The sequence below is a fragment of the Echinicola jeungdonensis genome (assembly GCF_030409905.1).
GTDB classification, from domain to species: Bacteria; Bacteroidota; Bacteroidia; order Cytophagales; family Cyclobacteriaceae; genus Echinicola; species Echinicola jeungdonensis.
The window spans coordinates 393,446-403,895 of sequence record NZ_JAUFQT010000001.1; the positions used below are offsets into that span (position 1 = coordinate 393,446).

Below are 10,450 nucleotides of genomic sequence, written 5' to 3' on the forward strand. Positions count from 1 at the left end.
TCAGCCCCATTATAAATGAACTTAAGGCTAATTCCAAAAACTATAGGCCCTGCTTTAAGGGGCATAAATATTATACCCTTGTTCTACCAACTTTGTGTATGATAAAAACTTTAGATTACGCATATTGACCATTATTCAATTTCAATAAATAAAAGTCAATTAATGAAAAAGCCCCAATAGCATATGCTTTGGGGCTTTTTTGAGTAGTTATTACAATGATTAATTATCTTTTAAGAATTGCCTCAATACATAATGAAGGATACCTCCATTTTTGTAATAGGCCACTTCCACCTCAGAATCTAATCTGCAGAGCACTTCAAAATCTACTGTTTCTCCACTTTCTTTTTTGGCGGAGACTTTCAGTTTTTTCATGGGGGCTAAGCCATCAGAAATTCCTGAAATGCTAATGGCTTCTTTGCCACTTAATCCAAGGCTTTCTGCGGACTCACCATCTGCAAATTGTAAGGGTAACACTCCCATTCCTACCAAATTGGAACGGTGGATCCTTTCATAACTTTCTGCGATTACTGCTTTGATGCCTAACAGGGTGGTACCTTTGGCTGCCCAGTCCCTGGAAGAACCACTACCATACTCCTTGCCTGCCAAAACTACAAGAGGGGTATTGTCCTCTTGATATTTCTGGGAGGCTTCATAAATGGTCATTTCCTTGTTGGATGGAATATGGGTAGTATAGCCACCTTCTTTGGTTGCCAATTGGTTTTTGATCCTAACATTGGCAAAAGTCCCTCGGACCATAACTTCATCATTACCCCTTCTGGAACCATAGGAGTTGAAATCCTTTTTCTCCACTCCTCTTTCGGTGAGGTATTCACCTGCCGGGGAAGTACTGGCAAATGCACCAGCAGGAGATATATGGTCTGTAGTAATTGAGTCACCCAATTTCAACAAAACATGGGCGTTGTTGATATCCTCAGGTTCTGGCACCTCGCTGGAAATGCCCTTGAAAAAAGGAGCTTCCTTAATATAAGTGGATTTATCAGACCATTGATAAACTTTGTCTTTTGGAGCCTCCAATTCTCTCCACTGGTCATTTCCTTCGAAAATCTCTCCGTAATTTTTTTTGAAATCATTGGGAGAAAGAACTTTGCCCATGGTTTCAAAAATTTCTTCATTTGTAGGCCAGATATCTTTCAGATAAACAGGCTCCAAATTAGGATCGTAGCCCAATGGTTCATTGTTCAGATCCACATCAACCCTTCCAGCCAGAGCATAAGCTACTACCAACATAGGGGACATCAGGTAATTCATTTTTACCTGAGGGTGTACACGGGCTTCAAAATTTCTATTTCCGGACAAAACAGAAGCTACCACTAAATCATTTTCTTCTACAGCCCGGGCAATATGTCTGGGCAAAGGACCAGAGTTTCCAATACAAGAGGTACAACCATAACCTACCACATGGAACCTCAAAGCTTCCAAGTCGTCCAATAGCCCGGCAGTAGTCAGGTAATCTGTCACTACTTTGGATCCTGGTGCCAGAGAAGTTTTTACCCAGGGTCTAACATCCAGGCCTCTTTCACGGGCTTTTCTTGCTACAAGCCCTGCTCCGATCATTACACTTGGATTGGAGGTATTGGTACAAGAGGTGATGGCTGCAATGACAATGGAACCATCATGTAGCGCAAATTCATCATCATTGAGCTTTACCAGGACGGTTTTTAATCCATCTTTTGTTCTGGTCTCAATTTCCACTTCATCAGGCATGCTTCCATTTGATTCAGTAGGCTGGCTTCCCCCTTCTGAAAACCATCGGCTTTTTTCTCTTTTATCCATGGGGATATAAACACGGCCATGGACTTCATTTAGCAATTCCTGAAACTTATTTTTAAAGTTCCTTACCAAAATCTTATCCTGAGGGCGTTTAGGACCGGAAACGGTAGGCTCTACGGTACTTAAATCCAAGTCAACTACACTGCTATAGCTAATTTGATCCTCATCCTTTCTCCACAGCATGTTGGCTTTGGCATAATCCTCTACCATTTTAATTTGGTCCTTGTCCCTATTTGTCTTTTCCATATAGTCCAAAGTGCGATCATCAATGGGGAAGTAGGAAACCGTACAACCAAATTCCGGGGACATATTGGAAATGGTGGCCCGGTCAGGTACAGTAAGGTTATCCAGTCCTGGGCCGAAAACCTCCACAAATTTACCTACCACGCCATGTTTACGTAGCAATTCTGTAATGGTCAAAACCATATCCGTTGCAGTAGTACCCAAAGGAAGTTTGCCGGTCAGCCTTAATCCGACCACTTCAGGCATAATAAAATATATAGGTTGTCCCAAGATAGCAGCTTCCGCCTCGATGCCGCCTACCCCCCATCCTACTACACCAATGCCATTTACCATTGGAGTATGGGAGTCAGTTCCTACCAAAGTATCAGGGAATACATTGCCGTCTCTTTCAATTACCCCTTTGGCCAAATACTCCAAGTTGACCTGGTGGCAAATACCCATACCGGGAGGAACCACCGAAAAATTGTCAAAGCTCTTTTGGGCCCATTTCAAAAATTGATACCGTTCCCCATTCCTATGGTACTCGGCATCCACATTTTTTTTATAGGAATAATTGGTTCCAAAATAATCCACTTGAACGGAATGGTCCACCACCAAATCTACTGGAATTAGAGGATTAATTTTTTGGGGGTCTTTGCCTTTCCTTACCGCTTCTGCCCGTAGGGAGGCTATATCCACTACAGCAGGAACACCAGTAAAATCCTGCATCAAAACCCTGGCAGGCTTAAAAGGCACATCCTTATCAGAGGGCTCGGGTTTCCAGTTCAATAAGGTTTCTGTATGTTCTTTGGTAATCGCGAAGTCATCATAATTCCTCAGGGCATTTTCCAACAATATCCGAATCGAAAAAGGAAGTTTATTGATCGCATAACCTTGACTTTGTAAGGCTTCTAAACTCCAATAGGTTAATTTCCCTTTGGAGGTTTCAAGCTGTTTCTTAATACTATAAGGATCTAGTGACATATATTTTTTATGGTTAGGTTATTATTAGAAAAAAGATTAAGCTGCTTTTTACCTTCAATTAAGGTATCCGTTTCCTTAATTTAAGTTTTTTTACGTTAATTGTAAACCAAAATTCATATAACCATCTGAAGGACCAATTGTTTCAAAATATAGAAACAACTTTCAATTCATTTATGAAAATAGCACTTTACATTTTCTCTGCCTTAGTCTTAATAGCAGGGATCATGCCATTGGTAAAAAAAGACTATTGGACTTTTCGGGTTTTCGATTACCCAAGGGTTCAAAAGTTGCTATTGACATCAACCCTTTTAATTATATGGATATCAGCTATTTACCCTAATTTAAAAAAAGTAGATTATGGGGTTATTTTTTTATTATTAATGCTGTTTATTTACCTGCTCACCCAAATTTTACCCTTTTCCATTTTTGGAAAAAAAATGGTAAAATCTGCAAATAAACATCAAAAAACTTCTCTTCACCTTCTGGTGGGAAATGTGTACCAGTTCAACAAAAATTATCAAAAAACAATCCGTTTGATCCAAAATATTTCACCGGATATCTTCATGCTGGTGGAAACAGACCAATTCTGGGCAAATGAGGTTTCTGCCTTAAAAAACGAATATCCTTATCACATTGAAATCCCACTTGACAATACATATGGCTTACTTTTTTATTCCAAATTCAAAATAACTAACCAAAGCATCAATTACTTGATTAATGAGGATATTCCCTCCATAATTGTTGACATGGAACTACCTGACCAAAGAAAAGTCAGAGTTTATGGCCTCCACCCCACTCCCCCTGTTCCGTGGGAAAACACCCACAGTACAGAAAGGGATGCAGAAATCCTTATAGTTGGAAAACTTGCCAAAGCATATGGAAAACCCAGCATTATCATTGGTGACTTGAATGATGTTGCCTGGAGTTATGCCAACGACTTGTTTCTAAAAATTAGCGGCATGGGTGATCCCAGGCGGGGCCGGGGCATGTACAGTACTTTTCATGCCAAATATCCCTGGCTAAGGTGGCCTTTGGACCATATTTTTCTAAGTCCCCATTTCAAACTCAAAAAACTAAAAGTCCAACCTAACGTGGGCTCAGACCATTTTCCCATCAGCGCCCAGGTGGTCCTGGATTTGGAAAATGAAAATGAGCAATTTGAGGCTGATCAAGAGGATAAGAAAGAGGCGATGGAAAAAATTGCCCGTGGAGTGAATTTTTGAATTTTCCAAAACACAAAAAGGTAGGTCACTACTTCGCTAAATGGTGTAGAACGAGCTTAACTGTTTGGGCAGCTGTCCTGCAATTAGGGGCAAGACTATTTGTTTAACTGCTTAACTGAAAAATCAGGATTAGCTAAATAAAACCCGACCGTTAAGCAATTAAACAGTAGGATGGCTACTAACAAATTATACTTAAAAGAATACTGGATACTAAAATCTATTCTTTTTCTTCCTCAGCAGCTTTTTTCTCGGCTTTGGCTTTTCTCCTAAATGCACCACGGAACAACCAATGGTACTGTAATGCTTCCAAATTTTCATTTAGGTTTTCGGATCCCTCTTCCATATTGTCCATGGTCCCTTTAAGATATTGGGCAAATTCCCTGTCATTTAAAAGCATACCCAAGGCATTATCTTTGGAAGTCAACTGGGCACTGGCATCCTTAAAATTTTCTGCCGCAGAAGAGGCATTTCCGCTTGTTTCTTCCAACTCCTGAGCTGTTTTCTTGAAGCTGGAATAAATCGTGGTATCATTGGTCAGCTCATGTAGCAACGTTCCCTCTTTATCGAGGTTAGAAGAAAATTGGTTCAGCTCGGCCGACATTTGACTGGTATGGTTGGAAGTCTGCTCCAGATTGGCGACTATATTTCTAAAATTATCGGCCAAAACACTATCGGTCAGTACGGCCCCCACAATCCCTTCACCTTTAGAGATTTTGCTGGTGAGGGCTTTTAGATCATTGGTAATGGACACCAGATTTTTATTATTTTCCTGCAGGGTCTCCATCATCTTATCAGTGTCCAAAGGCATAACCGATTTAAGGCGATCTCCATTTTCAATCGGAGGTGCTTGGGTGGTTCCTCCAAGGATAACAATGATCTTATTTCCGATCAAGCCATCAGAGCTGATGGTAGCTTTGGAATCTTTTCGGATAAAATCCTTGGTTTCGGCGTCCACATTCATTTCAATTTCCACCTGGGAATCCCCATAGAAATTGATTTTGGTTACGGTACCGATTTTAACCCCTGAAAACCATACATTATTTCCAGGTTGCAACCCCCCGACATCATCAAATACAGCTTTGAGTTTATAGCTCCTTACAAAAACTTTTTGCTGGGCCCCCAGAGTCAGGATTCCCCCAACCAGGATTATAATGCCGATCAGTACAAAGATCCCAACAACAACAGATTTTTTATTATCACTTCTCATTATCTAATGAAATTATAGTCGTAAAATGATTTCACTCTTTCGTCACCTGCATTTTTAAAGACATCCTCAAACTGCCCTTCTGCGCCAAAAGCTCCATCCAACAAAACGGCCACCCTGTCACCGGTATCTCTGGCACAGGTCAGGTCATGGGTAATGATGATGGAGGAAGTGTTATATTCTTCTCTTACCTGGTTGATCAGGTTATTGATATCACTACAAGTAATCGGGTCCAATCCAGCTGTAGGTTCATCATACAGCATTATTTCAGGTTTTAAAATCAGGGTCCTGGCAATCCCAATCCTTTTCCGTTGACCACCGGAAAGCTCAGAAGGCATCTGGTTGATAGCCTGCAAAAGCCCTACTGATTCAAGGACCTCTTCTACCATTTTATCTTTCTCCCCTTTGGTCAGGTTCTTAACATTCCTCACCAATGGGAACTCCAGATTTTCCCTTACTGTCATACTATCGTAAAGGGCACTAGCTTGAAAGGAAAACCCGATTTGCAGTCGGAGTTCATTAAGCTCATGGGTCCTCAAATTGGAAACTTCCTGGCCCAATACCTCCATTGTCCCCTCGTCCTGGGTCAAGAGGCCCACCATGATTTTTATCAGTACGGATTTTCCTGTACCGGATTTTCCCAAAACTACTACATTCTCCCCCTTATAAAGATCGAGGTCAACGCCTTTCAATACATCAAGCTCTCCAAATGATTTTTTTAGTCCTCGGACTTCAACTACTTTCTCTTCCATAGCTTATGACATTCTTAAAAAGTTGACAATTTGCAAGGCCAGTAATTCCTCGATAAAGATCAAAAACATGGCCAATACCACTGAGGCATTTGCCGCCCTTCCCACTCCTTCAGTTCCTTTTGAAGAATGGTAACCTTTATAACACCCTACAATCCCAATGGTGAATCCAAATACAAGGGATTTCAATACTGAGGAAAAAATATCCAAAAATGAAATGGCTTCAAAAACCTGAACAAAATAGGTGTTAAAGCTGACCATTTCTTTTTGGTGAACGCTTAAAAATGCCCCCATCAAAGCTACAAAATCGGTGTACATCACCAAAATGGGAATCATAAAGGTGGTAGCCAAAACCCGGGTAACCACCAAAAACTTAAAAGGATTGGTGGCCGATACCTCCATGGCATCAATTTGCTCGGTCACTTTCATGGATCCGATTTCCGCCCCAATACTGGAACCTACCTTTCCTGCAGCAATCAACGCGGTCACCAAGGGTCCCATTGCCCTGACAATGGCAATAGATATCAAAGCTGGCAACCATGAAGTAGCTCCAAATTCAGATAAAGAAGGTCTTGACTGGTTGGTAAATACAATCCCAACAATAAACCCGGTCAAGGAAATCAAAGGCAATGAATTATAACCAATTTGGTAACATTGTTTGATCACCTCTCTGAATTCATATGGAGGGAACCATACCTCCTTAAAAAAACGCTTAACAAACGCAAAGGCATCTGCCAAGCCCATCATTACCTTATCTATCTTGGGAGTGAGAAAATGATCCTTTTTCGTTGAATTATCCGCCATAAAACTTGTATGAAAATGCGAAGCTAATAATTTTAGCCAGATTACACTTTATCAAAAAGTGATTATTTTAAAGTTCTAATAATTCCATAACGCGATCCTTATTTAAAGGTTTGGTCAAAAAACCGGTTACCATCTCATACTTCTGACTTTTTATTTCATCATTAGGATCAATAGAAGAAGATAGCATCTTAACAACCGGTTGTTTTTCTAAAGTTTTTAATCTATCTAAAAACTCCCACCCATTCATTTCCGGCATATTAATGTCCAATAACAAAATATCCGCACAATTATTTTCCAACCACTCCAGGGCATCCATGGGATTAGCAAAAAAATGCAAATCCAAATCGGACTGCACTCCCAACAAAATCCGTTTGTTGATCATATGCTGAACTTTATCATCATCTACAAACAAAATTGTTTGGGCTTCTTGTGTGTTTTTATTGGCTTCCATGTTCGGATTCATTTCTTGCTCCTGCAGTAATTCATTCATATTTCTGATTTCTTTATCTAGCCTTTCAGAAGAAAGCTTTAGCATTTGAACAATATCCTTATCAGGTTTATTTCCATCCCCCATTAGGTTTATTATCCCTATTATATTAGCTAAGGGACTCCGTATATTATGTGAATTGATAAATGAAAATTTTTTTAGTCTTTCATTTTGAAATTGCAAGTCCCGGTTCAATCGTTCCTTGTCCTCTAAAATTTGATGTATCCGGGTATTGTCAACCATCATGACCATCACTTTTTCACTTTCCTTAAAGAAAAACGGAACAGAATATATATCAACTTGTTTTACATTTCCCTTCCTATCCTCTATTTCTTTGCCCGGGATTCGTACCCTAACTCCAGCCTTGATCATTTCATCCTCTTTGGAATCCCAACTATTGAATTGATGGGAAATGATGGGTCCATCTTGCCCGTAATCAGTTAGGTCAAATTTGGATTTAGCAATCTGGTTGCAGACCTTGATTTTTAAATCCTCCCTATCCAAAATGAACATGGGTATGGGACTTGTCTCGAAAATCTCCAAATATTGATCTCTGATTTTTTTCTCCAGGCGAAAAGATCTTTCAATTAACCCATACATTATCAAACCGGAAACAATAACAAACAAGACCGCTTTCACCGCTTCCAAATAATTAGAGTTTTCCAATTGGAACCATTCCATAAAAACATCCAAATACAGAGAAGAAAAAGCCACCCAAGTTCCTCCGATAAAAATATAGATCAGTGCTATTTTTAGACTAGGCCTCATAAAATCGGGATTGAGTTTTCAAAAATATAAAATTATTTAGCTCTATTGACCTTTATATGCCAAAAACAAACGAATATTATGTTTTAGCTTAACCTAATTTTTTTAGCCTGAGCTAATTTAGCCTAGACTAAATTAATCTTAACTTTCTTTTTTTCAACACTTTGAGAATATTTATTTAAACCTTTTTATTGACTTGTGGCAAAATGAATGTCCATATGATTATATCGAAAAATAAGTCCCCTTATGCTTCGGCCTCAACAGGTATTTTCTGATAAAAAAAGGGTTTCCCCTACCCTCTTTCCCTTTGATCTAAATTCTTTTTAGTAAACTTGTGGCCTAAGCTAAGCACTATGATTACCGAGCAAAAAGACCGAGGTTTTAGAAAAAAAGCATTGGATTTCCTTTTGTTTTTTAAAGACCGATTTGACCTTCATGAGGGCAAGGAAGATGAAATAGAAACCATAGAATACGTCCGAAAAAATATAGAATTTAAGGGCGCGAACCTTTGGATTTTGATCTTTGCCATTCTGGTGGCGTCCGTTGGCCTTAATGTTAATTCAACCGCCGTGATCATTGGAGCCATGTTGATTTCTCCGTTAATGGGTCCCATCATGGGGATCGGGATGTCAGCTGGGATAAATGATTTTGAACTGCTCAAAAAGTCCCTCAAAAACCTAGGGATTGCCGTATTCATCTCAATCATTACTTCTACGATTTACTTTTCTTTTACTCCCTTAGATGATGCCCGCTCGGAACTACTTGCCAGAACCGAGCCCAGCATTTGGGATGTTTTCATTGCCCTGTTTGGTGGGCTGGCTGGAATTGTCGCTGGATCTAGAAAAGAAAAAAGCAATGCCATCCCCGGTGTAGCCATTGCCACTGCTTTGATGCCTCCCCTTTGTACCGCCGGGTATGGTTTGGCCACCGGCAACATTTATTATTTCTTTGGGGCTTTTTATCTCTTTTTTATCAACTCCGTTTTTATCAGCCTTTCTACTTATCTGATAGTCCGCTTTATGAATTTTCCTAAAAAAGAATTTGTGGACCCCAAAAGGGAAAAGCGGGTTAAAAGTTACATTACCTTATTTACCATTTTGACCATCGTCCCCAGTGTTTACTTAGCCTATAATATTGTAAAAAGGACCCTCTGGGAAGAAATTGCCAACCAGTACATAGCCGCTGAAATGCAGTTTCCAAATGCCCAAGTGATCCATTCCAAATTGACTTATGAGGTGGACAGCAGTACAATTGAAGTGACCTTGATCGGAGAAAAACTGGATCAGGAAAAAATCAGCATGCTCAATAGTAGAATAAAAAATTATGGGTTGACCAATACCCACCTTTCAGTAAAGCAAAGTGGGGATCAGGGAACTGATCTCAATGTGCTCCGTTCTGATGTGCTCAAAGACCTTTACGAAAGGAATGAAAATATTATCAAAGACAAAGACCTACGTATAGCCCTCCTGGAAAAAGAAATTGCAGACTATGGAAGAACCAACAGACAGGTGTTGGACATTGGTCAGGAAGCCCTGGTCAACCACAAAAATCTGGAAAAATTCTCCATCAATAGTTCAATAATTGCTAATTTGGATAAGGGGCAACAGGATACCCTTGTTTTGGCTTATGCCCAATTTAGTCGAAAACCCTCCCAGGAGGAAACCAATCGATTAAAAGAGTGGCTGAAATTGAGAACCAAATCTGACTCCATTGCTCTGATTATCCAATAATTCAACCTGAGAATTGATCCAGCTATGAAAAAATGGTGGTTTGCTTTGTCCCTTTTATGTTTGATTTGCCTTTCTGCTTTTAGTCAAGATCATTATGATCCAGAATTGGCCTCAAAATATGATGCTGATGATTATGGCATGAAAAAATATGTCATGGCATTTTTAAAAAGAGGACCTTCTGCTGAAAGCTTCACAGACCAAGAACGAATGGATATTCAAAAGAGGCACCTGGACTATATCCAAAAAATGGCAGAGGATAAAAAAATCATTCTTGCCGGCCCCTTCCTTGATGATGGAAACTTAAGGGGAATTTTTTTATTTAATATTACATCCCTGGATTCGGCCCAAAAATGGACATCAAATGATCCTGCGGTCCAAGCCGGGGTATTGACTATGGAGTTAAAGCAATGGTATGGATCGGCAGGAATAATGGCTATTCCTGAATTACATAAAAAATTGCAGAGAAAGGATTATTAGCTGATCGGTGGTAA

At 39.8% G+C, this 10,450-nt stretch carries 8 protein-coding genes; 3 read left to right on the plus strand and 5 right to left on the minus strand.

From position 1 onward, the window contains the following. Positions 1-219: 219 nt before the first annotated feature. On the minus strand, positions 220-2,997 hold the full coding sequence (gene acnA, locus QWY93_RS01625) for an aconitate hydratase AcnA (RefSeq protein WP_290246445.1): 2,778 nt from the start codon (positions 2,995-2,997) through the stop codon (positions 220-222). Positions 2,998-3,434: 437 nt separating this feature from the next. Between acnA and QWY93_RS01630 the strand changes: the two genes are divergently transcribed. Then, a complete protein-coding gene (locus tag QWY93_RS01630) occupies positions 3,435-4,220 on the plus strand; it encodes an endonuclease/exonuclease/phosphatase family protein (protein ID WP_290246446.1) in 786 nt (261 codons plus the stop codon). Between the two features lie 217 nt (positions 4,221-4,437). Here the strand turns inward: QWY93_RS01630 and QWY93_RS01635 are convergent, their stop codons facing one another. The 4 genes from QWY93_RS01635 to QWY93_RS01650 all read right to left on the minus strand — a co-directional run bounded on the left by QWY93_RS01635 (position 4,438) and on the right by QWY93_RS01650 (position 8,232). Continuing rightward, positions 4,438-5,427, minus strand: a complete 990-nt coding sequence (locus QWY93_RS01635; protein WP_290246447.1) for an MlaD family protein — start codon at positions 5,425-5,427, stop codon at positions 4,438-4,440. Continuing rightward, positions 5,427-6,176, minus strand: coding sequence for an ABC transporter ATP-binding protein (locus QWY93_RS01640; RefSeq protein ID WP_290246448.1), 750 nt, complete (start codon positions 6,174-6,176; stop codon positions 5,427-5,429). The genes QWY93_RS01635 and QWY93_RS01640 overlap by 1 nt, the downstream gene beginning before the upstream one ends. Before the next feature lie 3 nt (positions 6,177-6,179). After that, positions 6,180-6,977: an MlaE family ABC transporter permease gene (locus QWY93_RS01645; RefSeq protein ID WP_290246449.1), complete on the minus strand. Its 798-nt coding sequence runs from the start codon at positions 6,975-6,977 to the stop codon at positions 6,180-6,182. 67 nt (positions 6,978-7,044) lie between these two features. Then, complete coding sequence (locus QWY93_RS01650) at positions 7,045-8,232, minus strand: response regulator (RefSeq protein WP_290246450.1); 1,188 nt, start codon at positions 8,230-8,232, stop codon at positions 7,045-7,047. A gap of 350 nt (positions 8,233-8,582) precedes the next feature. Here QWY93_RS01650 and QWY93_RS01655 point away from each other — a divergent pair, with 350 nt between their 5' ends. Both QWY93_RS01655 and QWY93_RS01660 read left to right on the plus strand, forming a co-directional pair. Further along, a complete protein-coding gene (locus tag QWY93_RS01655; RefSeq protein ID WP_290246451.1) occupies positions 8,583-9,959 on the plus strand; it encodes a TIGR00341 family protein in 1,377 nt (458 codons plus the stop codon). Positions 9,960-9,983: 24 nt separating this feature from the next. Continuing rightward, on the plus strand, positions 9,984-10,436 hold the full coding sequence (locus QWY93_RS01660) for a YciI family protein (protein ID WP_290246452.1): 453 nt from the start codon (positions 9,984-9,986) through the stop codon (positions 10,434-10,436). Positions 10,437-10,450: the final 14 nt, after the last annotated feature.

Coding starts and splice junctions, on each gene's coding strand:
- acnA (WP_290246445.1), bottom strand. CDS start 2,997: ATGTCACTAGATCCTTATAGTATTAAGAAACAGCTTGAAACCTCCAAA.
- QWY93_RS01630 (WP_290246446.1), top strand. CDS start 3,435: ATGGTAAAATCTGCAAATAAACATCAAAAAACTTCTCTTCACCTTCTG.
- QWY93_RS01635 (WP_290246447.1), bottom strand. CDS start 5,427: ATGAGAAGTGATAATAAAAAATCTGTTGTTGTTGGGATCTTTGTACTG.
- QWY93_RS01640 (WP_290246448.1), bottom strand. CDS start 6,176: ATGGAAGAGAAAGTAGTTGAAGTCCGAGGACTAAAAAAATCATTTGGA.
- QWY93_RS01645 (WP_290246449.1), bottom strand. CDS start 6,977: ATGGCGGATAATTCAACGAAAAAGGATCATTTTCTCACTCCCAAGATA.
- QWY93_RS01650 (WP_290246450.1), bottom strand. CDS start 8,232: ATGAGGCCTAGTCTAAAAATAGCACTGATCTATATTTTTATCGGAGGA.
- QWY93_RS01655 (WP_290246451.1), top strand. CDS start 8,583: ATGATTACCGAGCAAAAAGACCGAGGTTTTAGAAAAAAAGCATTGGAT.
- QWY93_RS01660 (WP_290246452.1), top strand. CDS start 9,984: ATGAAAAAATGGTGGTTTGCTTTGTCCCTTTTATGTTTGATTTGCCTT.